Source organism: Bartonella sp. AC130YNZD, assembly GCF_042196865.1.
Lineage (GTDB): Bacteria > Pseudomonadota > Alphaproteobacteria > Rhizobiales > Rhizobiaceae > Bartonella.
Map to the genome: position 1 here is coordinate 19,633 of NZ_JBHIQZ010000003.1, position 25,935 is coordinate 45,567.

The 25,935-nt window shown below is 35.3% G+C and carries 18 protein-coding genes and 1 pseudogene; 11 read left to right on the forward strand and 8 right to left on the reverse strand.

Going from position 1 to position 25,935, the window contains the following annotated elements:
* The first annotated feature begins 21 nt into the window (after positions 1-21).
* Positions 22-2,688, forward strand: coding sequence for an alanine--tRNA ligase (alaS, locus tag ACFINU_RS02015; RefSeq protein ID WP_375617733.1), 2,667 nt, complete (start codon positions 22-24; stop codon positions 2,686-2,688).
* 1,240 nt (positions 2,689-3,928) lie between these two features.
* On the opposite strand, the gene ACFINU_RS02020 is transcribed toward alaS, so the two are convergent.
* On the reverse strand, positions 3,929-5,710 hold the full coding sequence (locus tag ACFINU_RS02020; protein ID WP_375617734.1) for a glucan ABC transporter ATP-binding protein/ permease: 1,782 nt from the start codon (positions 5,708-5,710) through the stop codon (positions 3,929-3,931).
* A 206-nt stretch (positions 5,711-5,916) separates the two neighbouring features.
* Here ACFINU_RS02020 and ACFINU_RS02025 point away from each other — a divergent pair, with 206 nt between their 5' ends.
* The 7 genes and pseudogenes from ACFINU_RS02025 to ACFINU_RS02055 all read left to right on the forward strand — a co-directional run bounded on the left by ACFINU_RS02025 (position 5,917) and on the right by ACFINU_RS02055 (position 13,692).
* A complete protein-coding gene (locus ACFINU_RS02025; protein ID WP_375617735.1) occupies positions 5,917-6,900 on the forward strand; it encodes an RluA family pseudouridine synthase in 984 nt (327 codons plus the stop codon).
* 797 nt (positions 6,901-7,697) lie between these two features.
* Positions 7,698-8,717 carry an ATP-binding cassette domain-containing protein gene (locus tag ACFINU_RS02030; RefSeq protein ID WP_375617736.1) on the forward strand — a complete coding sequence of 340 codons (1,020 nt, stop codon included), beginning with the start codon at positions 7,698-7,700 and terminating at the stop codon, positions 8,715-8,717.
* Positions 8,692-9,198 (forward strand): ABC-2 family transporter protein, encoded by a 507-nt coding sequence (locus tag ACFINU_RS02035; RefSeq protein WP_375617737.1) that lies wholly within the window; start codon positions 8,692-8,694, stop codon positions 9,196-9,198. The genes ACFINU_RS02030 and ACFINU_RS02035 overlap by 26 nt, the downstream gene beginning before the upstream one ends.
* Positions 9,183-9,515 carry a hypothetical protein gene (locus ACFINU_RS02040; RefSeq protein ID WP_375617738.1) on the forward strand — a complete coding sequence of 111 codons (333 nt, stop codon included), beginning with the start codon at positions 9,183-9,185 and terminating at the stop codon, positions 9,513-9,515. Before ACFINU_RS02035 ends, ACFINU_RS02040 begins: the two co-directional genes overlap by 16 nt.
* Positions 9,499-10,287, forward strand: a pseudogene (locus ACFINU_RS02045) (ABC-2 family transporter protein). The gene ACFINU_RS02040 and the pseudogene ACFINU_RS02045 overlap by 17 nt, the downstream one beginning before the upstream one ends.
* Positions 10,288-12,423: 2,136 nt before the next feature.
* The gene (locus tag ACFINU_RS02050; protein ID WP_375617800.1) at positions 12,424-12,783 is read left to right on the forward strand and encodes a hypothetical protein; all 360 of its coding nucleotides are present in this window, start codon (positions 12,424-12,426) and stop codon (positions 12,781-12,783) included.
* 543 nt (positions 12,784-13,326) lie between these two features.
* Positions 13,327-13,692, forward strand: a complete 366-nt coding sequence (locus tag ACFINU_RS02055) for a response regulator (protein WP_273724078.1) — start codon at positions 13,327-13,329, stop codon at positions 13,690-13,692.
* Between the two features lie 77 nt (positions 13,693-13,769).
* Here the strand turns inward: ACFINU_RS02055 and ACFINU_RS02060 are convergent, their stop codons facing one another.
* The 3 genes from ACFINU_RS02060 to rplM form a co-directional block, all read right to left on the reverse strand.
* Entirely contained in the window at positions 13,770-13,847 is a 78-nt protein-coding gene (locus ACFINU_RS02060) for a hypothetical protein (RefSeq protein WP_375606729.1), read from the reverse strand.
* Between the two features lie 155 nt (positions 13,848-14,002).
* Positions 14,003-14,488: a 30S ribosomal protein S9 gene (gene rpsI, locus ACFINU_RS02065; protein ID WP_015856545.1), complete on the reverse strand. Its 486-nt coding sequence runs from the start codon at positions 14,486-14,488 to the stop codon at positions 14,003-14,005.
* Between the two features lie 2 nt (positions 14,489-14,490).
* Entirely contained in the window at positions 14,491-14,955 is a 465-nt protein-coding gene (rplM, locus tag ACFINU_RS02070; protein ID WP_375617739.1) for a 50S ribosomal protein L13, read from the reverse strand.
* Positions 14,956-15,250: 295 nt separating this feature from the next.
* On the opposite strand from rplM, the gene recJ reads away from it, so the two are divergent.
* Positions 15,251-17,035 (forward strand): single-stranded-DNA-specific exonuclease RecJ, encoded by a 1,785-nt coding sequence (gene recJ / locus ACFINU_RS02075; protein WP_375617740.1) that lies wholly within the window; start codon positions 15,251-15,253, stop codon positions 17,033-17,035.
* Positions 17,036-17,052: 17 nt separating this feature from the next.
* On the opposite strand, the gene parE is transcribed toward recJ, so the two are convergent.
* The 4 genes from parE to ACFINU_RS02095 form a co-directional block, all read right to left on the reverse strand.
* Entirely contained in the window at positions 17,053-19,119 is a 2,067-nt protein-coding gene (gene parE, locus ACFINU_RS02080; RefSeq protein WP_375617741.1) for a DNA topoisomerase IV subunit B, read from the reverse strand.
* An 81-nt stretch (positions 19,120-19,200) separates the two neighbouring features.
* Positions 19,201-19,938 (reverse strand): lipoyl(octanoyl) transferase LipB, encoded by a 738-nt coding sequence (lipB, locus tag ACFINU_RS02085; protein WP_375617742.1) that lies wholly within the window; start codon positions 19,936-19,938, stop codon positions 19,201-19,203.
* Positions 19,939-20,084: 146 nt separating this feature from the next.
* A complete protein-coding gene (locus ACFINU_RS02090) occupies positions 20,085-20,936 on the reverse strand; it encodes a TPM domain-containing protein (protein WP_375617743.1) in 852 nt (283 codons plus the stop codon).
* Positions 20,936-21,562 carry a LemA family protein gene (locus tag ACFINU_RS02095; RefSeq protein WP_375617744.1) on the reverse strand — a complete coding sequence of 209 codons (627 nt, stop codon included), beginning with the start codon at positions 21,560-21,562 and terminating at the stop codon, positions 20,936-20,938. The genes ACFINU_RS02090 and ACFINU_RS02095 overlap by 1 nt, the downstream gene beginning before the upstream one ends.
* A 418-nt stretch (positions 21,563-21,980) precedes the next feature.
* Here ACFINU_RS02095 and ACFINU_RS02100 point away from each other — a divergent pair, with 418 nt between their 5' ends.
* Together ACFINU_RS02100 and hutH are read left to right on the forward strand one after the other, a co-directional pair.
* Positions 21,981-22,757 (forward strand): class I SAM-dependent methyltransferase, encoded by a 777-nt coding sequence (locus ACFINU_RS02100; RefSeq protein ID WP_375617745.1) that lies wholly within the window; start codon positions 21,981-21,983, stop codon positions 22,755-22,757.
* Positions 22,758-24,058: 1,301 nt separating this feature from the next.
* On the forward strand, positions 24,059-25,597 hold the full coding sequence (gene hutH, locus ACFINU_RS02105; RefSeq protein ID WP_375617746.1) for a histidine ammonia-lyase: 1,539 nt from the start codon (positions 24,059-24,061) through the stop codon (positions 25,595-25,597).
* The last annotated feature ends 338 nt before the right edge of the window (positions 25,598-25,935 follow it).

Here is a 25,935-nt window from a genome sequence, read left to right on the forward strand (position 1 = left end):
CTGTATTGAGCAGGTGTCAACATGAATAGTGTTAATAATATTCGGTCAATATTTTTGGATTATTTTCATCGTAATGGGCATAAAGTTCTTTCTTCTAGTCCGCTTGTTCCGCGGAATGATCCTACACTTATGTTTACAAATGCAGGGATGGTGCAGTTTAAAAATGTTTTTACTGGACTTGAACAACCTTCTTATACGCAGGCAACAACGGCACAAAAATGTGTTCGTGCGGGTGGAAAGCATAATGATCTTGATAATGTTGGTTATACGGCGCGCCATCATACATTTTTTGAAATGCTGGGTAATTTTTCTTTCGGTGATTATTTCAAGGAAGAAGCTATTTTTTTATCATGGAATCTTTTAACAAAGGAATTTTGCCTGCCAAAAGATAAATTGTTGGTGACAGTTTATCAGAGTGATGATGTTGCTGCTGAACTTTGGCGTAAAATTTCTGGTCTTCCAGATGAAAAAATTGTTCGTATTGCGACGGCTGATAATTTTTGGTCGATGGGAGAAACAGGCCCTTGTGGGCCTTGTTCGGAGATTTTTTATGATCATGGTGATGAAATCTGGGGCGGTCCTCCTGGAAGTGCTAATGAAGATGGGGATCGCTTTATTGAGATTTGGAATCTTGTTTTTATGCAGTATGAGCAAGTTTCCAAGGAAGAACGTGTTAACTTACCTCATCCTTCTATTGATACCGGTATGGGGTTAGAGCGTATTGCAGCTGTTTTACAGAGCGTTCATGATAATTATGACATTGATCTTTTTCGTGCATTAATTGACGCGTCAGAAGAAATTACAGGGATTGAGGCAAAGGGTGATTTTATTGCCAGCCATCGTGTCATTGCTGATCATCTTCGCTCATCTGCATTTTTGATTGCTGATGGTGTGCTTCCTTCTAATGAAGGAAGAGGATATGTTTTACGTCGTATTATGCGTCGTGCTATGCGTCATGCGCATCTTCTTGGTGCTAAAGAGCCCTTAATGTGGCAACTTTTGCCTGCTTTAATTCGCGAAATGGGACAAGCTTATCCTGAGTTGGTGCGTGCTGAATCTTTGGTTTCAGAAACTTTAAGGTTAGAAGAAATACGTTTTCGTAAAACGCTTGAACGAGGACTTGGTTTGTTGAACGAAGCAAGTACCGATCTTAAAGAAGGGGACTATTTGAATGGTGAAGTTGCTTTCAAGCTCTATGATACCTATGGTTTTCCGCTTGATTTGACGCAAGATGTTCTTCGTCGTCGAGGAATCTCTGTTGATGTTGGTGCTTTTGATAAAGCGATGGAACGCCAAAAAGAGGAAGCACGTGCCAATTGGTCTGGTTCTGGAGAAGCTGTAACAGAGAAAATCTGGTTTTCTGTTCGTGATCAAGTGGGGGCCACAGAATTTTTAGGTTATGAAACTGAGACAGCGAAAGGTATTCTTACAGCTCTTGTGTGTGATGGTAAAATTGTTGATCATATTTTTTCAGGTCAGAAAGCTATGCTTGTTGTTAATCAGACACCTTTTTATGGTGAATCTGGTGGGCAAATTGGTGATAGCGGTATCATTTCTGGTGAAAATTTTATTTTTAAGGTGCATGATACCCAAAGAAAGGGCGATGGTGTTTTTATCCATATTGGGGAGGTGAAATCTGGTCAGGCATCGAGGTCTGATTGTGTAGAATTAATGATTGATATTGTTCGTCGTAAGAAAATTCGTGCGAATCACTCTGCTACTCATTTGTTACACGAAGCTTTACGCCAAACATTGGGGGACCATGTTACACAAAAGGGTTCTCTTGTATCGCCAGATCGGTTGCGTTTTGATTTTTCCCATCCAAAATCCGTTTCACCAAAAGAATTGAAAAAAATAGCAGATTTAACCAATGAGATTATTTTGCAAAATAGTAGAGTGATAACGCGCCTCATGGCTGTAGATGATGCCATTTCTGAAGGAGCCATGGCATTGTTTGGTGAAAAATATGGTGATGAAGTTCGTGTTGTTTCTATGGGGGAGCCACTTGAACAGGGAAGATTAAAAAAGCGTTGGTCAATTGAGCTTTGTGGAGGGACACATGTGGAGCGAACAGGTGATATCGGTTTGATTCATATTGTTTCTGAAAGTTCTGTTTCAGCTGGAGTGCGGCGTATTGAAGCTTTAACAGGCAAAGAAGCACGTCTTTATCTTAGCCGCCAAGATGAACGTATTCATGAAATTGCTGATCTTTTAAAAACTTCTTCTGTTGGCGTGGAAGAACGGGTGCGAATTTTGCTTGATGATCGTCGTAAACTTGAAAAAGAATTGAATGATGTACGCAAGAAAATGATGTTGAGTGGTGGAATAACAGAAAGGAGCCAAGGTGATATTATCATCATCAATGGGTTTTCTTTTACCGGACGCGTTGTTAAAAATATTTTACCACGGGATCTTAAGGCGCTCGTCGATTCTGAGAAAAAACAAATTGGATCTGGAGTGGTTGCTTTTATTAGTGTCTCGGAGGATGGAAAAGGGAGTGCTGTTGTCGGTGTTACGGATGATTTAACGGATAAATTAAATGCTGTAGATCTCGTTCGTATTCTTTCTGCGATGCTGGGTGGTAAAGGTGGAGGTGGCCGTCCTGATATGGCGCAGGCTGGTGGTCCTGAGGGGAACAAAGCTGATGAGGCATTTTCGGCACTAAAAGATTTTCTTGAAAAAAATTAAAGAATGAAATCATTCTGCATAGGTGTTTTTTACATTGTTATATTGGGTTGGTATCTATGTATCATGAATATCTGTCTGGTGTATTTCTGAAATGCAGATACAGCGTAATTGGGGAAAATACAATTGTAAAGATAAAAACAGTGTTTGTCTTTATCACCACTTTATCATTTGGCTTTATAGCTTCCAAGCGTTTCAGGAGTCACCTTTTTAAGATAAGATAGATTATGCAGCACTTCATGCTTTGCTGTGTATTCTTTTACTAGGAAGACTAGTTATTGTGTTGCTCTTATAGATTTTTTGAAGAAACATCTCTTTTTATGAAAGGAAAAATACAAGATTTATTGCATACGATTATCTTTATAAAGTTATAAGCTATCATTATTCGATTAGTTTTTAAATGAATAAAATTTCTTTCCTTGAAAAGGCTTATAAAAGCGTTGTTATATCTTAGAGCTATTATTTTCATTTTGCTTGTTATGTACAAGAAAACAGTTTTTTGGTTTATTATTAAAAGGTCTTGAAAGGAATATTCTCCTATCTTTATAAATCTTTATTTCAAGTTATAAAGTAATGAATTATCAATATAAATCAAAGGAATATAACATAAGTCTAAATATTTAGATTAACATCTAATTTATTTATAATAAAATTGCTTTAATACATTGAGTTATAATGATAATTTATCGTTTTATCTTTTGAACAAGAGCTACTAATATTCGTAGGATTTTATTATTTCAAATTCTGTGTATGTTAAATTAATCAAAACCACTCACGAATGTCGTTGTGAAATGGGCTTAAAAGCATTGAGAAATGTTTCTTAAAAAAAGTCATATGAATGTGCAAAACAATGATGTTCTGTTCTTTATGAAAGGACTATAAAGAAAGTGATAAACAAAGTGCAACGCAATACATAATATTCATTATTTAAAAGATATTTCTTTAGTTCGTTTTGAAATTCGTAAAGCTGAGTAAAAAGAAGACGGTAAAACTGGAAATTGTTTTTATCTTTACATTTTCCCTAAATGAGAATGTATACTCGTCAATATTCACAGATATAGGGAAATATTTTTGTCCCAATCTAGTAAAATTGCAATAGCAGAGAAAATACTAGACTGTTTTAATATTTTTCTTAAATACCTAAAATGGATTGTGGTATTTTTAGAAATCTTTTTACTTGTATCATATATAAGCACTCTTGTTATTCTGAGGAGGATTTTTTTGCTTGAAAAGAGTATCAATTTTATGATGCTATGGCTTCATGTAAGGGGATAACATTTTCTCCTTCTCTTTTTGGTGGTTTGATTGTTAAACCACTTGCCTTTAAAAATTTAGAGAAACGTCCCCCTCTATCGATTAATTCTTGAAAGTTTCCTTTTTCCATTAAGTGACCATGATCCAGAAAGAGTATCACATCAGCATTGCGTACTGTTGAGAGGCGATGTGCTATAATAAAAGTAGTACGGTTATGGCTTATACAATCGAGAGCATCTTTGACTCGTGCTTCTGTTTCAACATCAAGAGCGCTTGTTGCTTCATCTAGAATGAGAATAGGGGCATTTTTTAAAACAGCGCGTGCAATTGCTAGTCGTTGTTTTTCTCCACCAGATAATTGAGATCCTCGTTCGCCCACTATTGTGTTATAACAATCAGCTTTTTTTAGAATAAAATCGTGAGCTTCTGCTATTTTTGCTGCTTCATAAAGTTCTTCATTCGTTGCGCTCGCTTTTCCTATTGAAATATTGTCATGAATAGTACGGTTGAAAAGACCCGAGTCTTGAAATACTGTTGCTAGAGATTTGCGTAAAGATTCGCGATTGATTGAGCATATATTTATTCCATCAATGGAGATATGCCCAAGGGTAGGGTCGTATACGCGCTGCAACAGATTGATCAATGTTGTTTTTCCAGCCCCTGTTGGTCCTACAATCGCAACAGTTTGTCCTGCTTTAACTTCAAAGGAAATATCAAAAACACCTTGAGAAGAATTTTGGAATTGATAGGTCACGTGATGAAATTGTATGGCGCCTTTAACATTTTGGAGGGAAGGAAGATTTTGCGGTTCGTTGATATGAAAGGTTGAGTCTTCCATTTCAAAAAATTCTTGCAGTTTTGCTTGTGAGGATATTGCACAATTAATAAAACTGCTCATTTGGTCTAGGCGGCTAATCATGAGTTGTGCAAATCCAACAAAAGCAACGACTTCACCTACTCGTAATTGATCTTTTGCAACAAAAAAAGCTCCAAGGAGAAGAACACAAACGATTGAAATTGTTGAAGCCATTCGATTTAAGCCACTGGCGAGCGCCCACCAATTGAGAACAGGATTTTGTGCTTTAAGAAGAGCATTTGTATGTTGATGCAGTATGGAAGTTTCTTCTTTTATTCGGTTATAACTTTGTACAATGGAAACATTAGAGATTGAATCACTGACATGCTTAAAAAGGTTATGATGATAGCATTCTACAGCGGCTTGCCCGTCTTTTGTTTTTCGCATCACTAAACGTGCAATTAATACATAAATGATGGCAAGCACAACCAAGACTATTGAAAGACGCCAATTCATATTAAACGCTATGGGGATAAGAACCAATAAGGCGACAAGCGTTGAGAGATGTTGGCGCATAAAATCAAGCCATATGGTTGACATGGAATCTATTGCGCGCAAAAGTGTATGGAGTGCGTTGGAAGTTCCACGTTGTTGATGCCAAATTAAAGGCATGGCAATGATACGTTCGAAAGATTCCGTTAAAACCGTTAAGCGGCGTCTATGGGCTAAGCGGTCAGCACCGCGAGCAACAAGGACATAAGCAATAATATGTGAAAGTCCAAAACAAACCCAAATGGCAAGAGTAAGGATGATAGCTGTTTTGTCTGTAATAGAATCAATAACTTGTCCAAATAAAATAGGTTCTGCAATAGTGATAATAGCTAATATAACATTAGCGGTACAGATTAAAAGGGATGCATTTTTTTCTCTATTTAGGTAAGTGAGAACACGTGCATAGGTTTTGAATAAGGACACGGTTAATTATCTCCATTCGCTATTAAGCGTAAAGGCTGTTGATTTTTACAACGCTTAGTTTTTAGCTAATAAAATTTGGACGTTAAGAAAAGGAAATTTTGGATACTAACTGTAATATGGTGTGATAAGACCAACTAAAATATGAATTTTTGTGTTTATAAAGGCGCAAAAATAGATCAATAAAATTAGCAGGTAAGGGAATTTTCATGGCAGGCATAGAAATAAAAAAAGTTGAGGCAGATGAAAATGGAATGCGTTTAGATCGCTGGTTTAAAGTGCATTATCCAGGACTTGGTTTTGGAGCTTTGCAAAAATTGTTGCGTTCTGGTCAGATACGGGTTGATAGTGGACGTGTTAAAGCCGATACGCGTCTTTGTATAGGGCAAGCTGTTCGTATTCCACCTCTCCCTATTAATGACAAGGAAAATCTTTCAATAACGGATAAAACACTTCGTGGGCAGGATGATGGGACCGTTTTGAAAAAAATGCTGCTTTATGAAGATCCAAAGGTATTTGTTTTTAATAAACCAGCTGGGTTGGCTGTACAAGGAGGCTCTGGTTTAACACGTCATATGGATAGTATGCTTGAGGTATGGCGCAATAAAAAAGGTGAAAAGCCGCGTTTGGTTCATCGTCTTGATCGTGAGACGTCGGGTGTGCTTATTGTTGCGCGATCAAGGGGAGCTGCTCAGTCCTTAACTGCTGCTTTTAGAGCGCGAGAAACAAAAAAGACTTATTGGGCGTTGGTTCGGGGTGTGCCTAAAAAAAAGCAGGACAAAATTTCAACGTGGATGGTTAAGGAAATGACTGCACAAGGTGACAAAATGCGTGTTTGTGAACATGGAGAGCCAGATTCACATCATGCGGTTTCCTACTATCGCGTTTTAGATACGCGAGGGCGGGCTCTTTCGTGGCTTGAAATGGAACCCTATACAGGGAGAACACATCAGCTTCGTGTGCATGCTGCCCATATGGATCATCCTATCATTGGCGATACAAAGTATTTTTTTTCTGATAGTAATTGGACATTACCAGGAGGAATTCAAAATCGTCTTCATCTTCATGCACGTCGTATTCGTATTCCTCATCCTTCAGGAGGAATATTGGACATTGTTGCACCTTTACCACCTCATATGGTCCAAAGTTTTAATCTTTTATCTTTTAATGAGAGTGATGCTGAAATCAACTAAACAAACTTCATTTGTTCTTTTTGATTGATACAAATTTTGTCTATAAATTTGATAAGATGAATAGGGCATCATTTGAAGAAAGTTTTTGATAAGTCAATTGCTATGAGAAAATTGTGTTTTTGAGTGATGAAATTTTCGAATATCATGGCTTTCTTTCTACAGATCTTTATCCATAATTGATTGTATTGTTATTTTTGGATATGATGTATCGTTTAATAATCTGAGTTTATGAAGCTGCTCCTTTGAATTATCTACAGAGGTCATATATTGGGGAGGCGTGTCTGTTGAGGGAGATGAGTTAGATAAAATCTGAAAGATATTTACTAAAATAGTGAAAGCAATTTTAGTTTTTTCATGGGGAATAATGGAGGCATTTTATAGTAATGCTGAGGGAAAGTAGCCTCTCAAAAAATTCCTGTTGTCAAGGATTTTTGTTTTGTTATCAATGTGGTTTGATATGCTTATAGTATAGATTTATGCTTTGTATCTTTGCTTACACAATGAAGCCTTCTTAGCAAAGCTCTCCTTTCAATGACCAATTATTTTTCTACTTACTTAGTTTATCCAAAAGATTATCTTTCATAAAAGAAGAAATAAGTTTTTAGTATCTTAATGCTTCATTGAAGTGAACTCATCACATTGAAAAAATATCTAGACAAAAAATTGGAGATAAAACGTCAGGTGCGTTTTATTGCTCTAGGGAGGGCTTGAACACTTTTGTTTTTTCTAGTGAACAAAAACAGATATTTATTATGGGAACATTCAAAGGGGGGATAAGTTGAAATTAGGAGTGACTGATGGGATCATTATTGATTGACGTTAATAACGTCTCAAAAATATATCGCAACATTGACAGAGAAATTGGTTTTAAAAACAAGGTGTTTTCTCTCTTCAAGCCGGATTATACAAATCATTATGTGTTAAAAGATATGAGTTTCACCCTCTTTTCAGGGCAATCGTTAGCAATTCTTGTCCCTAACGGAGCGGGTAAATCGACACTGATTAAAATACTTTCTGGTATACAATACGCTGATGAGGGATGTGTTAAAGTCCTTGGTGTTGATCCTTATAAAGCGAAGAAAAATCTGTTCAAGTCTTTGGGTGTGGTCTTTGGTCATAAGAATTGTTTATGGTGGGATTTGCCCTTACGCTACAGTCTGGATATGGTTCAACCATTATATGGTCTTGAACGCGCCTCTTTTACCCGTGATCTTAAAGAGATCGCTGAGTTACTGGGTCTTGAGCATATTATGGATAAGCCAGTGCGGATACTTAGTCTGGGTGAGAGAGTGAAAAGTGAATTGGCATTTAATCTCTCCTTTAGACCTAAACTGTTGTTTTTCGATGAGCCAAGTATTGGTCTTGATCTTACATCTAAGCATGAAATCAGGGAGCTTCTTAAAAAACTGAAAAGGGAGCGTGGCACTGGGTATATCATCACAAGTCATGATATGGGAGATATTGATGGATACGTCGATGATATTATTCTCTTGCATAAAGGAAAGAAACAGTTTCATGGTAATCTTCATGCGCTTAAAAATGTCATTCCTTCTTTGGTGAGAATGACACTTTTTTGTGAACACTTGGCGGCACCTTCAGCTGTTGTAGAAAAAATTGATGAGATTGCGTTGAAATTATCTACTCCTTTAAAAGATAAGTACTTTAACGCTGAAGAATGCTCGCTGGAGGTTTCGTTGCCCCGTGAGGATTTTGCGCGTTTTGTACGCGAAATTACAACCAAATTGAACTGTACGTTCTCTGTATCCACTCCCTCGCTTGAAGAGATGCTCCGTGTTAAATTTAAAGAATTTATCTAACCACTGCTTTGGTATGTTTCTTTTTGCCAAGAATGGATTACTGACTGTTCTAAGTGATAGAGCAATGTTTTTTACCGATATTATCATTGGGACACTTTCGCCATTTGTTATTCAACTTCTATTATGGAATGCACTTTTCTCTGATACGGGCAACACCATAAATGGCTTTAGCTTTTATGATATGATGTATTATTATGCTTTTGCTTTAGTCTTAGGTCGCTTAAATAATGGTTATAATGTGATTAAGTTTTTCTCTCATCATGTTAAAGAAGGTCAATTAGAAGTATATCTTACAAAGCCCTTTAGTTATATGACACAAATGCTTTTTACTTTTTTAGGGGAGAGTGTATTATATAGCATTCCCTTATTGGCTCTTTTTGTTGTTAAGCTTGTTTTATTTTATGAAAATATTCTGGGATTGGTCATCGCTTTTCTGTTCTTTTTTTGGTTGTTATTCTATCACAATTGCTTTGTTTTTTAATCTCTTTTGGAATTGCCTTATTAAGCTTTTGGGTGATTGAGTACAATATATTACTTTCTTTCAGTATTCTCAGTTCAGCGCTTCTTGGGGGTGTTCTTTTACCACCATCTTTTTGGCCGGTGTGGCTTATTCCGCTTATGCAATTTAATCCTTATCGTTTCATGATATCAGCTCCTGCCGAGTTTTTCGCGACGCAAAATTTAGCGTTGTTTCAGCAGTTTATTTTCGGAAGTTTTACTTATATTTTGTGTTTTTTATTCTTAATTTATATTGCTTGGAATAAAGGGATGAAAGCATATAATGGAGCAGGTGGTTGAGATGAAAATCATCCTTCATTTTATCAGTCTGAATATCCGCCGACAGATTGTTTATGGTAAGAATTTGGCTGGGGAGTTTATGCTTTCTCTATGCTATTATTTTATTCAATTCATATTTATTGATAGAATATCTTCTTTTTCAGGAAAGATCGGTAACTATAGCAGAGATGAAATCCATTTTATCTTTGTTGTCTTTGTTTTACTTGGAATATTTTTGAATATTTTTACTAATTCTATTGAAACGTTTTTTGAAAAAGTAGCGGATGGTAAAATTGAACCATACTTGATAAAGCCCGTTTCAATCTGGTTGTTGATGTTGTTTGGTTGGTGTAAACCTCTTAATTTGATCAAGCTCTTTGTCCTTTATGTTAGTGCCTATTTATTTGTATCATTACCGAATATTTCTGATCTTAAGCTAAGATGGATCTCTTTTATTGTTGCAATATTTTGTGTTTTTATCGTCAATATTTGTTTTTTCATGATGTTCAATTTTATAACATTTATTATTAGCCGTAAGATGCCTGTCGAATATTTTCATGAAATGATTTACGAGCTTTCATTTGTGCCAATAGGAATTTATCCTTTAAGCATCGTAAAATGGCTTTTGTTTATGCTTCCCATGGCTTTTTCTGCTTCCTTGCCTGTGTCATTGTTGCTTGGTAAAGACGAATAGAATATTGGATATCTTCTGTTGAGCGCTTTTCTTTCCATGGTCATGACTTTCATAAGTTATAAGAAAACAATGCGTAAATTTAATGGATTAGGGGGATAATATAAAAGTCATCATGATTATAAAAATAAAAAATTGAGTGAAAATTCTATCGTACTGTAAAATATCGTTATTTATGCTGGCGGTATAAGTCATGTAAAATTTACACATGAGGATTTTTTATTAGACATATTCATGCATAAAATCGGTTGTATTTCTATAGCTATGAGCAAAGAATTTACAATAAAAATCAGATAGTTAAATTTCTTGGTTTTAGATTAGTTTGAGTTTAGATGTCTGCTTGATGACACAAGCCAATGGTAAGATGGTGTACAATATTAGTAGTGCTTTCTCCTCCGAGCAAAATTTATTTTTGTTGCGTTTATAGTACTAAAAAATTGTCAAAGATGGGTAATTTTTATATGTGCAGAATGTGGTTATTCGTGCGGATTTTGTTGGTGCATTCAATATATTATTACATGGATGAGTTTTTGCTTAAACAATAAGAAAATTGACAGAATAAAGCTTTTAAGTTGCCCGATAGAAAGCTAAGAACTTCGCTAAACAACATGATAGCAATTATCAAGACAACAATCACATAGAGATTTTTCAGTATGCTGAGCAGTCAAAATTCAGTTAATAATTGCTTGGAAATAAAAGGATCCACTAAGCCAAGCAGGAAAAAACGATGGCAACGCAACTGAGTTCAATAACATAATTAAATATATTTCTTTGTTGTTCTTGTAAACAAATAGAATTATACTTGATTTTCTTGTGAATTCCTTATTCTATTTAATAGAAAGATAATTATTATGTAATATTTTAGTGTTATTATAAATATTATTATTTAATTAAAAATATACAATTTAAACGCATGCAATATAAACATAATATATTTATATTATTTTAAATAGGTTATTTTAAAAAGTAATTAAATAAAATATTATTTTGTAAAAAATTATTTTCTATTTAATAAATATTAATAAGCTCATTTTTCAATTTTTCATTAACAATGATAAGAGTAAAATGAAGTTTTACATACTCTTTTACAATAAATAAAAATGATACTTTAATCTGGTGTTGCTATTTAAGCTTAGAGCTATACAGATGTTATTGCTTATCATTAATAAAACTAATGTGATTGATGGCGTAGAGATTACAAAGGGTTAAATTTTTTTGTATGTAATTCATATCTTTTACAAGACTTTAAAAATAACACAGAAAAAATGAGAGAGGAAGGAATAGTGAACAAGAGTGATAAGCTTTTTCACTTTCTAGTGTTATGATTACTTTTGTATTTTACGGTTCATTCATTGTATGTATGATCAATTCCAAAATTTTTATTTTAAGCTTATAGTGAATCTATATTTTAGTCTGTTATTGAAGTATTGTCGTGATTGAAATTACAATATCATAGTAGTGAACACTCTGATTTAATAGAGAAGATTGTTTGCTAGCAAATAATCTATCCATATCAACGTTATTTAAATTTTTATTTCTCTATTTTATCTTAAAGTCGTGAATTATATTAATGTTAGAAAGTTATAATTGTGGAAGACAATGAACTTTATTAAAATTATTCCACGTTCTTGTAGAAACGCATGGCTGTGAAATCGTTGAAATGTGTAATAGCTTATGGCATTAGATTTAGCGCATTCACCAAAGTTATCCCTTATATTACCTAATTTAGCTTTTTCAATCAAAGAATTAAGCTGGTGCTTACGCTAATTGTAGCTGGGGCAAATATTTTTTCTCAATATATACTAAGGAAAAATTATTTTATAAAAATATTTATTTTACTATATTATACAAAAAATAAAAATATTATGTGTAACTAAAAAACAACATATTAATATTTTTTTATATTATAAAATCATAATAATATTTATGATAATAAAGCTAAATTTATAATAAAAACAATAAAATAATTTTATTTTAATATATTTTTATCATTAAACTACATAATGTAAAGTACAAATAAAATAATTGACAATTATTAAATAAACATGTAACGAATATATTATAGGTGTAATATAATACAAAAACAACAATTAAAATAAAGTTATTAATTAAATTTTGTATTATATTTTTATTATAAGAAGATAAATATACTTTATCGATAGATGATGGAATGTTTTTTATTTAGAGGGGGCGGTAAAGAAAATTTATTTTATTAAATATTGTAATTAGGTGGTTATGATGAAAATATTCAAGCATTGTATAGTATGTTTTGTTGCAGTAGCGATTTTCTTTTCACAGATTTTAAGAGCCAATGCTGATTCTTTAAATGGTAGATTTCAAAATGCTGGTTTTATTTCTGTAATGACACAGGAAAATAGAGTTATTAAAGCTGTTGATATGGTTATTAGCCAGTTTGAAGGACAAGGGGGTGAGAAAAATGTCCAAAAAGTCGCGGGTTTAATGGGGATGGAGACAGCGATTTTTGCTTTAATCGCATATTTTGTATATTTCTTTACTAGAAAGCCGCCCAGTCCTAACAGAGAGACAGGTGGAAGAACATTCGATGCTTTTGCTCATAGTTCATGGGCTTTGAATTAAAAGATATTATCCTTGATCAAATTTGAATTATTCTGTTATTTGAATGTTTTATATTAAATAAACCGTGTTATTTAATCACGGTTTATTTATTTTTTACTCTTAATAACATTGATAAGTTTATCTTTTTATATCATTAAGATATTGTTTTGTGGATGCCAGTATATGGCGCATTAAATTCAGCGAATCAGTTGCTTTTTAAATTTACTTAAATTTTTTCCTCTTCAAAATACGCGTTTGAGCTAAGTTTGTGGTTGATATTTTTTTATGATGAAAACGCGAATGCATTAATTGAGATATCCATAAACTTTGTATATCAATTCAAAAAATACAAGGTCACACAATCTTACGACTATTTGTGGGTTTTATGTTGATGAACTGAATAAGTATAGCGATGCGTCTTACAAATATTTGCAAAAATGCTTTTATTGGAATCTTTTAATCTCTTTGTGGTTTACAATTCATTTTATCATTTTATCTTAAGCAAAGAGAATGTGGATTCATTTCTATTTCTCTATTTTATCTGAGAAGGGTGGAGTTATACGAATGTCAAAAAAAGTCATGATCGTGGAAGATAATGAGCTTAATATGAAGTTATTTCGCGATCTTGTAGAAGCGAGTGGTTATGAAACCGTTGAAACGCGTAATGGTCTTATGGCATTAGATTTGGCGCGTTCATCAATGCCATCTCTTATCCTTGTGGATATCCAGTTGCCAGAAGTCTCTGGAATAGATGTTATTAAACAATTAAAAGAAGATGAAGAACTTCGATCAATCCCCGTTGTTGCTGTAACAGCTTTTGCTATGAAAGGCGATGAGGAGCGAATTCGTGCCAGTGGATGTGAAGAATATATGTCAAAGCCTATTTCTGTCCCTCATTTTATTACAATGGTAAAGCATTTCTTGGACTAAAGCTTGTTAAGTGATGATAGAAAAATATTGAAAAGCTTATAAGATTGCTAAAGTTGTCGCGTAAATATTTTTGTGCTTTAGCACGTCGATATATTACAAGTTAGTAAAACAGATTTTAAAAATTGAAACTGAAGTTTTGAATTTTTTCGGTCTATTTTTCTTGCCTTTTATCTTAAGAGAAGAGGTTGTTCTGCATTCTTGTTTTTTTTAATCGGTATAGATTTGTTCCTACATTCATCTAAAAGTCTGTTTTAGCAGTTTAAAAAAGCCCCGTTTTTGTCCGAGGCTTTATGCATTGCAAAAATTGAAATTAACGCTTTGAGAATTGGAAAGAACGACGTGCTTTTGCTTTACCGTATTTTTTACGTTCAACAACACGACTATCACGGGTAAGAAACCCACCTTTTTTCAAGATTGAGCGAAGTTCTGGTTCGTAATAGGTTAAAGCTTTGGAAATGCCATGGCGCACTGCACCGGCTTGTCCGGAAAGACCACCGCCTGCAACGGTTGCAATAATATCAAACTGGGTATCCCTATTTGTTGCAACAATTGGTTGACGAAGAATCATTCTAAGAACAGGACGAGCAAAATATTTGTCAAATTCCTTATTGTTGATCGTGATTTTTCCAGAACCTGGTTTAATCCATACACGTGCAACAGCGTCTTTACGTTTTCCTGTTGCGTAAGCACGTCCTTGTGAATCAAGCTTTTGCACGTGAACAGGAACAACATTTTCATGTGTTTCTGTAATACTTGTTACTATGCTAAGCTCAGAAAGAGAATTAATTTCAGCCATAATCAAACAATCCTTTTGTTTTTGCGGTTTAAAGCACCAACGTCAAGAGATTCAGGCTGTTGTGCTTCATGTGGATGTTGGCTTCCAGCGTAAACACGTAGATTCTTCAATTGACGGCGACCAAGAGGTCCACGAGGAATCATACGCTCTACCGCTTTTTCAATAACGCGTTCGGGAAAACGCCCCTCAAGAAGTTGACGTGCTGTACGTTGTTTGATTCCACCAATATAGCCGGTATGCCAATAATATTTTTTATCCGTATATTTTTTGCCAGTGAGAGCTATTTTATCTGCATTAATGACAATAACGTTGTCACCATCATCAACATGTGGAGTAAATGTAGCTTTATGTTTGCCACGTAAGCGGTTAGCAACAAATGTGGCAAGACGACCTAAAACAAGGTTTTCTGCGTCAATAATAACCCATTTTTTCACCACTTCAGTTGGCTTTTGTGAAAAAGTTGCCATAGAAGTATCCTTTATTAGAACCCTTTTAATATAAGGGAATTTTTACTGTTTTGCGTTGAAAATTGTTACCATAGCGAAATATTTAACGTATACCACTTGTTCTGGTATAATGTCTTTTGATTGACGTCAAGAGAAAATAAAAAATTTATAAAACAACATGTTATGAGAAAGGTATTGTAATACCACATTAAAGAAGTTTGTGGACCATTTAAATTTAAAATGAATGTTGCAAAAGACTATTTTATCTTTAACGCATGATTGTATTTTATCGTTCTTCATTATAAAATAAGTAATAATGCAGTGGTCTCGTTATTTTCTCAATGTTGAATCTTCTGCTTGTGGTCAAGCTTGGTTAGATGCCCTTGATGTTCAAGGGATAAATAATGCGCGCGCTATTTCTCAAAAATTTGGTTTTCCAGATCAGTTAGCTCGAGTACTTTCAGCAAGAGATGTGGATGAAGCTGAGGCAGTTGCTTTTATTAATCCAACATTGCGTACGCTTATGCCTGATCCAGAAAGTTTTAGGGATATGCAATGCGCTGCAGAGCGTATTGTTAAGGCTCTTCTCAATCAAGAACAGGTTGCTGTGTTTGGTGATTATGATGTTGATGGTGCTTGTTCATCGGCACTCATAGCGCGTTTTTTTCGTTATTTTGGTATTGAAGTCAAAATTTATATTCCTGATCGTATTGTTGAAGGCTATGGTCCGAATGAACAAGCAATGAGCATGCTTGTGCAAGAAGGCGCTCGGTTAATTATCACTGTTGATTGTGGCGCAAACAGTCCAGATGCCGTAAAAGCAGCTAGGCTTGCTGGTGCTGATGTTGTGATTTTAGATCATCATCAAATGTCAGAGATTCATCAAGAAGCTGTTGCTCTTGTCAATCCTAATCGTCCTGATGATTTTTCTAAACAGGGGCATTTATGTGCAGCTGGCGTTGTTTTTGTTACGTTAGCTTGGGTTCACCATTTGCTGCGGAAAAAACAATTCCAAGGACCGCTGCCTGATCTTTTAAGTATGCTTGATCTTGTTGCATTGGCAACCATATGTGATGTCGTTCCATTACAGGGGGTTAACCGTGCTTTTGTGATAAAAGGGCTTCAAGTTGCTCGTTCTATGCATAATCTAGGAATAACAGCTTTAACAAAGGTTGCACGAATAGGGGAACCGCTTAATAGTTTTCATTTAGGTTTTTTATTAGGTCCTAGAATTAATGCAGGAGGGCGCATTGGTGATCAAGCTTTGGGAGCACGTTTGCTTAGCTGTGAGAATAAAGATGAAGCGGACAGAATAGCAGAACAATTAGATCGGCTTAATCAAGAACGCCAAGAAATGGAGAACATTCAATTAGCACAAGCGGAATCTTACATTTCTTCTCTTTATCAAGATCAAGAAATACCATTGTCACTTGTGATTTCTCATAAAGAATGGCATCCGGGAATTATTGGTATTCTTGCTTCCCGTCTCAAAGAGCGTTTTTTTTGCCCTGTTTTTGCTATTGCTTTGAAAGAAGATGGAAATGGCGTAGGGTCGGGACGCTCAATTAATGGTATAGATTTAGGAGCACTCGTTCGTGAAGCTGTTACATTAAATTTATTAGAAAAAGGAGGGGGACATAGTATGGCAGCAGGAATTACAATTCAATCAACAAAAATTGAAATTTTTCGAAAATGGCTAGAAGAAAAAGTTTCTTTAATGGTTTCACAGTTGCGTGCAAAAAAATCTCTTAGTATAGATGGTTCTCTTTCTGCTTCTGGTATTAATGAAGCGCTGTTTGAATTGCTTGAAAAAGCAGGGCCATTTGGGGCAGGGAATGCAACACCTGTTTTTGTTCTTCCCTCTCATCGACTGGTGAATCTATCTGAAGTTGGTAAAGGACATCTTCGCCTCATTGTATCTAATGTTGAAGGAAAAAAACTACAAGGAATAGCTTTTCGTGCTGTAGGGACATCGCTTGGTGATTTTCTTTTTGAAAATATTGGTGAAATGATTCATTTAGCTGGTCATCTTAGTTTGAATTATTGGAATGGAACGATCAATCCGCAGCTGCGCGTGATTGACGCAGCCGCAGTGGCTTGAAAGGGATATTTTTTACATTAGATGTCTAGATTAGAAGCAAAAGTAGAATTTTCTTGTATGAAACGAAATCGTGCTTCTGGTTTTGTTCCCATGAGACTTTCTACAGTCTTTTTCGTTTCTTGCATTTCCACGGCATCAATAGAAACACGAAGCAATGTACGTTTTTGAGGATGCATAGTCGTTTCTTTAAGTTGTTCTGCGCGCATTTCACCCAGCCCTTTAAAACGCCCGATTTCGATTTTAGCTTTTCCAGTAAATTCAGTTTTGAGCAATTCATCCTTATGAATGTCGTCACGAGCATAAGCAACTTTTCCTCCTTGTGATATTCTATAAAGGGGGGGGACGGCAAGATATAAATGTCCCTGATGAATAAGGTCAGGCATTTCTTGAAAGAAGAAGGTAATGAGCAGTGACGCAATATGAGCACCATCAACATCAGCATCTGTCATGATGATAATACGTTCATATCTGAGATCTTTTTCACGATACTTGGAGCGTGTTCCACATCCAAGAGCAAGGATAAGATCGCTAATTGTTTGGCTTGAGTTCATTTTTTCATGTGCAGCACTGGCGACATTTAAGATTTTACCACGAAGAGGTAAAATTGCTTGGTTTGCTCTATTTCTTGCTTGTTTAGCAGATCCTCCTGCAGAATCTCCTTCAACAATGAATAGTTCAGCACCCACAGCATGGTTCTGGCTACAATCTGCAAGTTTACCGGGCAGACGTAATTTACGGACAGCAGTTTTTCGACTTATTTCTCTATCTTGGCGTCGTTTAACACGTTCTTCAGCACGTTCAATAACCCAATCGAGAAGTTTTGTTGCTTCTTGTGGGGAATTTGCTAACCAATGATCAAAAGGATCGCGGATTGCATTCTCAACGATACGCTGTGCTTCAATGGTTGCTAATCGATCTTTTGTTTGTCCAACAAATTCAGGGTTACTGATAAAGACTGAAAGTATTGCGGCTGTTGAAATCATAATATCGTCAGACGTAATAATCGTTGCGCGCTTGTTTCCTATTAACTCAGCGTAGGATTTCAATCCACGCAAAAGAGCTTGACGTAATCCTATTTCATGTGTTCCGCCTTCTCCTGTAGGAATCGTATTGCAGTAAGATTGCACACAAGAATCACCACCATGCCAAGCGATAGCCCACTCAACGGAGCCATGGCCATTATTGTGTTGTGTTTTGCCAGAAAAAATTTCTGACGTTACTCGAGATTTATCTTTTAGTGACGAAAGTAAATAGTCTTTAAGCCCATCGGGAAAATGAAAAACAGCTTTTTCAGGAATATTTTTTGCGCCTTCAAGTATGACGGGATCACAAGACCAGCGAATTTTTACGCCACCAAAAAGATAGGCTTTGGAGCATGTCATCTTATAGATTTTTTCTGGATCAAAAGCTGCTTTTTCACCAAAAATTTCATGATCAGGATGAAAACGAACGCGCGTACCACGACGATTATAAACATCTCCCAGATCTTCCAATCCAGATTGAGGAATACCACGTGAGAAACGTTGGCGGTAAAGTTTTCGTTCTCGTGCAACTTCAACTTCCATATCATCAGAAAGAGCATTGACGACAGAAATTCCTACTCCATGAAGTCCACCTGCAGTTTGATAAGCCTTTCCATCAAATTTTCCCCCTGAGTGGAGTTGTGTCATAATAACTTCAAGAGTCGATTTCTCAGGCATTTGAGGATGATTTTCGATAGGAATACCGCGTCCATTATCTGTAACGGTTATATAACCGTTCCTATCTAATGAGACCTCAATAGAATCTGCATAACCCGCAACAGCTTCATCCATCGCGTTATCAATAATTTCGGAAAATAAATGATGAAGCGCTTTACTGTCTGTTCCACCAATATACATTCCAGGGCGTAAACGTACGGGCTCTAAACCCTCAAGAACTCGAATAGAGAGGGCATTATAGTCATCTTCTTGCGTATCTTTTGCACTTTTTCTTGAAATCATCGCGTTTGATTTCATTGAAGACTGCAGAGTGTTTTCTTTTGTATTTACCCGAGATTGGGCTTTATTAAAAACACTAAAAAGATCCTTTTTGTTATCGCTCATAGCGTTTAACTATCCACCTCATAAAATAAAATATTTATTAAAATAATTTTATGCCTGTTTTTTGTTTAAAAATCAATGCACTTAGGAAACATCGATTGTTGGGCCAAAAATTTGTTCAAAAGCGTGTTTGAGAGCAATATCAATATCATGCATTGCTACAGGGCAACCGAGATTAAGAAAGCTTGTGACACCGTGGTTTGTAATTCCACAAGGAACAATTCCTGAATAATGGGCTAAGTTAGGATTAACATTGATAGAAACTCCATGAAAACTTATCCATTTGCGCACTCGAATGCCAATGGCTGCAATTTTATCTTCGGAAGAAAGATCATTTTGTTTTGATGGGCAATGAGACTGTTTAACCCAGACACCAACGCGATCTTCTCTGCGTTCGCCTTTAATATTAAAGTTGGCAAGCATCTGTATGATCCATTCTTCTAATGCACTAATGAAAGCACGAATGTCTTGTTTCCGGCGTTTAAGATCAAGCATGATATAAGCAATACGCTGTCCTGGACCGTGATATGTAAATTCACCTCCACGTCCTGCTTCATAAACAGGGAATAAATTAGGCGCCAAAAGATCTTTTTTATTTGCACTCGTTCCCGCTGTATAAAGGGAAGGGTGTTCAAGAAGCCAAACTTGTTCATGCGCGGTTTTTGCAAGAATTTTTTCTACACGTTCTTGCATATAACGCAGAGCTTTAGGATACTCAACTAGATGATCACTTATCTTCCATTCAACGGGTGGATTTCCTAGAATTGCATTAAAATGATGTGATAAGTGATTACGATCCGTATGTTTCAATTCAAATGTCATTGGTAATATTTATCTTGATGTTTGAGTTTATTTTGTAATCAATAAAAGTGATTACAGAGTAAGGTATAGAATTGTTGAATAAAAGAGAATACGTTCATAAATTTTATCTTAAGAAGATTTGCTACGCTTAAAAATCGACGTTCCTTTTACCATCTTCCTGTTGCACCACCACCACCTGATGATCCACCACCACCCCTAAATCCCCCTCCACCTCGAGGACCACCGAACCTTCCACCAGGATATCTGCCACCGGCACTTAAGTTAAGAAACCAAGGTGTGAAGATGATCCCCAGCCAGAGATACTTTTGTGGACCCACTTTTTTACCAAAAATCATTGCAAGAATGGGCAAACCAACGACTATAAAGAGAATGAGAAACATGATTATATTTATAATCATTTCTTCTTTTTCAGCTTGTTTACGTTGTTCTTCAACGATTTTAGCTTTTTCTTTGATGCGAAAAGTAAAATCAGAATCACTTTCTGTAATAACTTTGATAATTGCATCAACTGCTTCAGCAATTCCTTTTTGATAATTTCCTTCACGAAAATTAGGAATCATGAAGCTATTAATAATGACAGAGGAAAGAGCATCTGTTAGCTCTCCTTCCAAACCATATCCAACTTCGATACGTGCTGTGCGTTCATTCGGTGCAATGACCAGTAATACACCATTATTGATCTTCTTTTGGCCTAATCCCCATGTACGAAAAAGAGAATTGCTGTATGTTTCTATATCATTGCCCGAAAGAGTAGGGAGTGTCACAAGAACAATTTGATCTCCCGTTTTCTCTTCGAGTGCTGCCAGTTTTTTTGTCAAGTCTTCCTTGGTTGCATTATCGAGCAAATGAGCCACATCATTAACATAACCTGTTAAATGAGGAAATTTTATTTGCGAACAAGCGATACTTCCCAATGCAGCAACTAAATACAGAGAGCAGATAAAAGCCCATAATTTTGGAAATACAATACGTTGCAAAGAGTATCGAAATGATTTCATTAATTAAAATTAACCTTTGGTGTTTGTTGGCTATCAGTATCGATGGTAAAAGTTGGCATAGGTTTAGCATCACGAAACCAGAATTTTGCCCAAATCATCGTCGGCATTGTTTTGAGTGCAGTATTGTAGGCACGTACTGTTTCAATATAATCGCGGCGTGCAACGGAAATACGGTTTTCTGTTCCTTCTAATTGTGATTGAAGAGCAAGAAAGTTTTGGTTTGCTTTAAGATCCGGATAGTTTTCAACAACAGCCATAAGCCGCGAAAGTGCACTTGATAAATTTGCTTGATTTTTGAGATATTGCTGCATAACTTCTGGATTATTCAACATATCTGCATTAATGTTGACTTGCGTTGCTTTGGCGCGTGCTTCAATTACATTTGTGAAAACGCTTTGTTCATGAGCTGCGTAAGCTTTAACTGTTTCTACAAGATTGGGAATGAGATCTGTACGACGTTGATATTGATTGAGCACTTCACTCCATGCTGCATGTGCTTTTTCTTCATTTGTTGGTATCGTATTAAATCCGCACCCACTTAAAAATGGCACTAACCATGCCAAAAAAATCACGATTGGAAATTTTTTTAATATTTTAAACATTGAAGAAGTTTGTACATTTAACATAAAGATGTCTCCACAGATATTTTATGTATTATATAGGGTTTATTTTCTTGGTGGAAAGTATTTTGAACTTTATAAACAGGCGTATTTATCAATAAATTGATATCTCTATGCGTTTTAGGTACGCTTAAGTGACTTGTTGATATTAAAATAATAATAGTAATATAGATGTCATCTTATAAAAGATCAATAATATTTATATCAATTATTATTACAGAAAATTATATTATTTTCGTAGGAGTTTTGGATTTCGCAACGTGCAGATAACAATTGGAAAAGAGAAAAATGTAAGTATCAATCTTATGGAAAGATAGAAGGTCAGGGCAGTTCTTATTTTCCTCCTTTAGAAGTTTTAATACATTGGATAAAAAAGGCTTTTTTATTATGTATGGTAGTAATTGAGAAGGAGGGTGAAAGTCCTATGATAGAAAGTGTTCAGCGGCAAAGTGAAAAGTTTGATGGATTGGCTAATGATTATGATCGTTATCGTCCTCGCTATCCCCTTACTTTATTTAAAACCATGCTCCATCCTTTTAAGAACAAAAAGTATTTGTCCATTGTGGATGTGGGTGCTGGGACAGGCATCGCATTAGAGGGAATTGTTAAATTTTTAGGAAATGAGCACCAATATCATGCTATCGATGTATCGGCAGATATGATTAAGCAGGGGCGAAAAAAATTTCCTACGGTGCAGTGGTATCAGGGCCGTGCCGAAGACCTATTGCCTCAAATTGGCGAGGTTGATCTTGTCATTGCAGCGCAAGCTTTTCAGTGGATGGATCGTTCTAAGTTGCTTTGTTCTGTTTCAGATCAACTTCGGGTCAATGGTGTCATGGCGGTTATTCAAAATAATCGCGATTTCCAGCATAGCGAATTTCTAGAGGCTTATGAGACATTGTTAGAGAAAATGAGTCCGAACTATTCTCGGTATTATCGTAATTTTGATTTTTTACAGGAAATGAGTGATGGCTTTGGGGTAGATCCAGAAAAGATTTTTTTTCATACGCACAATTGGACGATGATGATCCCATCTGAAGCTTTTATTGGAATGAGCCGCTCTTCAACGCAAGCGCAACGCGCTATTGCTTTCTATGGGGAAGAATATTTGCGGCAATTGGTCGCATTGATAAAGAAATATGAAGTGCAAGGCAATTTGGAGCTTTTGTATCGAAGTGAGCTCTATATGTATGCAGGATAATCCGATATCGATGATTACTTTTGCTCTTTTAGCACATCTGAGTAGGCGGTATTCAGGAAATTAACGCATTATTAAGGCAGACTTTAAGGGGGAAAGTTTTTTTCTTCAGCATTCACATCGACATCTTATTACCGCTGATTTTCATTGTTCATTTAATATGAGAGAGTTTAAATAGAAAATTTATGCACTGCATTATAGCATCGAAGCGCTTTCTTTACTGCAGTTTAACAACAGATTATTTTATAAAATGGAAAGAGGTAGATTGAATAGAAATGTTTTATAATTCTTTGTTTTTATGATTGCTTTTTATTATTAAATGAGAGTGTTTTTAATAAATTTTGACAAAAATAACTGAAAAAGTACAAAAAATTATCATAATCAGAAATTTGTAGTAAAAAAGGTAATGGCTTGGAAGAACCTTAAAAAAACAACTCATTTTGAAATTATCTCTAAATTCAGATTGAATATAATAAAAAGTAAAATATAAATATGCTATATGAAGCATTTCTCTTTTTAGAAGATATAATATAAAAACAATATATTAATTAATTTTTTTGATATAAGAAAACTTCTTTTATTTTCTATTTTAAATAACGGGTTAGTCCGAGTCTTATGTGGTTTTATTGAAGATGTGTTTTTCAAGGTTTAATCTGGCGCTTTAAATACAATTTTAGAAGTGGCAAATAAGCTCAATTTTTTCTCTGTTGTGATGTGTTGAATAAGTTTTTTAATTTTCTATAGAGTTTAATTTTTGCAATCATGATAGATTGTGGCAGCTATCTATTTAAGGTTTTTATAAGTTTAGTAGGAATAGCTTGATGATAAATCCATTGAGTTCTCCATCTTTACGCTTCATAAAAGAATAAGCCTGCACCATCACACACTTTGTCATTTCCCAGTGTTGCGACAGCCCTTGACATGGTTTATAAGAGGAGTTTTTAGTCCTTTTTTGTACAGTTTTATCCATACGACAATCTCGCTTATGACGTGCAAGCGAATGGTTTTGATTGATTCAACATACACAGATTTGGAATGAAAGAGTCTTAAGATATTCCGCTCTCTCATTTAATATTAATAATGCTAGATTATGATTATAAATTAATGTGTTGTCTATTTTTGAAATCCATGACCTTGGTTGAGCTTGTCAATATTTCATTTTCATTTATCGTGATAATAACTCCATTGTAAGGAATACCTTTAAGAAAGCATTCTCGCTTTAAAGAGTCGTTATAGTTTTTTTTGTTTTATAGAAGGATCAATAATGCTAAACGTTATACTTTGATAAAAAAAGAAAGTAAATTATGGCTATTATACTGAAACCGAGCGAGGTGACGCTTAGTGAGCTTGCAGCTATTTATTTTAATGGTGAAGTGAGTAAACTTCATAATGACACGCATTTAGCTATCGAGAAAGGGGCTCAGCGCATTGCTGAAATTGCTGCTGGAAGTGAGCCTGTGTACGGTATTAATACTGGTTTTGGGAAGTTGGCTTCCATTAAAATTGATGCGGACGATGTCGCTGTTTTACAGAGAAACCTTATTTTGTCCCATTGTTGTGGGGTAGGAGAGCCTTTAGCTGAAAATATTGTGCGTTTGATAATGAGCTTAAAGCTTATCTCTTTAGGAAGAGGGGCTTCAGGAGTTCGTCTAGAATTGGTAAATTTGTTGGAAAATATGCTTGCAAAGGGCGTCATTCCTGTCATCCCTGAAAAAGGGTCTGTTGGTGCTTCAGGTGATCTAGCTCCACTTGCTCACATGGCGGCTGTTATGATGGGAGAAGGAGAAGCATTTTTTCAAAATATTCGTATGAGTGGGGCGGTTGCATTAGAGAAAGCGGGATTGTCCCCTATTATTTTAGAGGCAAAGGAAGGTCTAGCTCTTATTAATGGGACTCAAACATCAACAGCCCTTGCACTTGCTGGTCTTTTTCGAGGTTATCGGGCATTGTGTGGTGGATTGTTGGCAGGGGCTTTGACGACAGATGCCATCATGGGATCAACGGCGCCATTTCATCCTGATATCCATATTTTACGAGGACATTATGGGCAGATTGCTGTATCGAAAACATTAGAAAAGCTTGTAGAGGATTCAGAAATTCGTGCAGCACATTTACGGGGGGATGAGCGTGTACAAGATCCTTATTGTATACGTTGCCAGCCACAGGTCATGGGGGCATGTTTTGATATTTTGCTGGCAGCAGCAAAAACACTGATTATTGAAGCAAATGCTGTTACAGATAATCCATTGATTTTAAGGAATGGTGAAGTTGTATCAGGTGGGAATTTTCATGCTGAACCTGTAGCGTTTGCTGCTGATCAGATTGCTCTTGCTTTATGTGAAATAGGATCTATTTCTCAACGGCGTATTGCTCTTATGGTTGATCCAGCAGTTTCTTATGGACTTCCAGCTTTTTTAGCACATAATGCGGGTCTTAATTCAGGTTTTATGATTGCTGAAGTAACAGCGGCAGCTTTAATGTCTGAAAATAAGCAAATGGCCCATCCTGCTTCCGTTGATTCAACCCCAACTTCTGCCAATCAAGAAGATCATGTTTCAATGGCTTGCCATGGAGCGCGTCGGTTATTGGTAATGAGCGAAAATCTTTTTACACTTATTGGCATTGAAACGCTTGTTGCAGCACAAGGAATTGAATATCGTGCACCTTTAAAAACAAGTACTTTTTTGCAATCTGTTATGGAATGTCTACGAAAAAATGTTGCTTCTCTTAAGGAAGATCGCTATCTGGCTCCAGATCTTCATCAAGCACATATACTTGTGCGTGAAGGGCACTTATTATCTATTTTACCAGAAACAATTTTTCCTTCATTAAGTTTTCAATAGTATTTGTTTTAAGGTCAATGTGAAGGGCGGATATTGAATTTTAAAACTTCCTCATATGAAAATATAGAGTAGCGATACTATATTTGAATTATTTAATAAATTATATATTTTTTACTGTATATATCTGATTTTTGTAGTTAACTAGATATTTTGTTATTTTATAGAAACTATAAACTTAAAGCACCTATATTTTCTGATTTATATCAGAAATTTTAATATAAGTTAAATAATATCCACTAATTATATATTCTTGATATTATATTTATATAAATATAAATTATAATATATGTATTGTATAGAGTAAAAATAAAAGTTTTATTTTATATTCTTCTTATTTG

Excerpts from the sequence above, each read along its gene's own strand:
- ACFINU_RS02050 (WP_375617800.1), top strand. The coding sequence starts at position 12,424 with ATGAAAATATTCAAGCATTGTATAGTATGTTTTGTTGCAGTAGCGATT.
- ACFINU_RS02095 (WP_375617744.1), bottom strand. The coding sequence starts at position 21,562 with ATGTTAAATGTACAAACTTCTTCAATGTTTAAAATATTAAAAAAATTT.
- ACFINU_RS02030 (WP_375617736.1), top strand. The coding sequence starts at position 7,698 with ATGGGATCATTATTGATTGACGTTAATAACGTCTCAAAAATATATCGC.
- ACFINU_RS02055 (WP_273724078.1), top strand. The coding sequence starts at position 13,327 with ATGTCAAAAAAAGTCATGATCGTGGAAGATAATGAGCTTAATATGAAG.
- alaS (WP_375617733.1), top strand. The coding sequence starts at position 22 with ATGAATAGTGTTAATAATATTCGGTCAATATTTTTGGATTATTTTCAT.
- parE (WP_375617741.1), bottom strand. The coding sequence starts at position 19,119 with ATGAGCGATAACAAAAAGGATCTTTTTAGTGTTTTTAATAAAGCCCAA.
- rpsI (WP_015856545.1), bottom strand. The coding sequence starts at position 14,488 with ATGGCTGAAATTAATTCTCTTTCTGAGCTTAGCATAGTAACAAGTATT.
- rplM (WP_375617739.1), bottom strand. The coding sequence starts at position 14,955 with ATGGCAACTTTTTCACAAAAGCCAACTGAAGTGGTGAAAAAATGGGTT.
- ACFINU_RS02100 (WP_375617745.1), top strand. The coding sequence starts at position 21,981 with ATGATAGAAAGTGTTCAGCGGCAAAGTGAAAAGTTTGATGGATTGGCT.
- hutH (WP_375617746.1), top strand. The coding sequence starts at position 24,059 with ATGGCTATTATACTGAAACCGAGCGAGGTGACGCTTAGTGAGCTTGCA.
- recJ (WP_375617740.1), top strand. The coding sequence starts at position 15,251 with ATGCAGTGGTCTCGTTATTTTCTCAATGTTGAATCTTCTGCTTGTGGT.
- ACFINU_RS02090 (WP_375617743.1), bottom strand. The coding sequence starts at position 20,936 with ATGAAATCATTTCGATACTCTTTGCAACGTATTGTATTTCCAAAATTA.
- lipB (WP_375617742.1), bottom strand. The coding sequence starts at position 19,938 with ATGACATTTGAATTGAAACATACGGATCGTAATCACTTATCACATCAT.
- ACFINU_RS02025 (WP_375617735.1), top strand. The coding sequence starts at position 5,917 with ATGGCAGGCATAGAAATAAAAAAAGTTGAGGCAGATGAAAATGGAATG.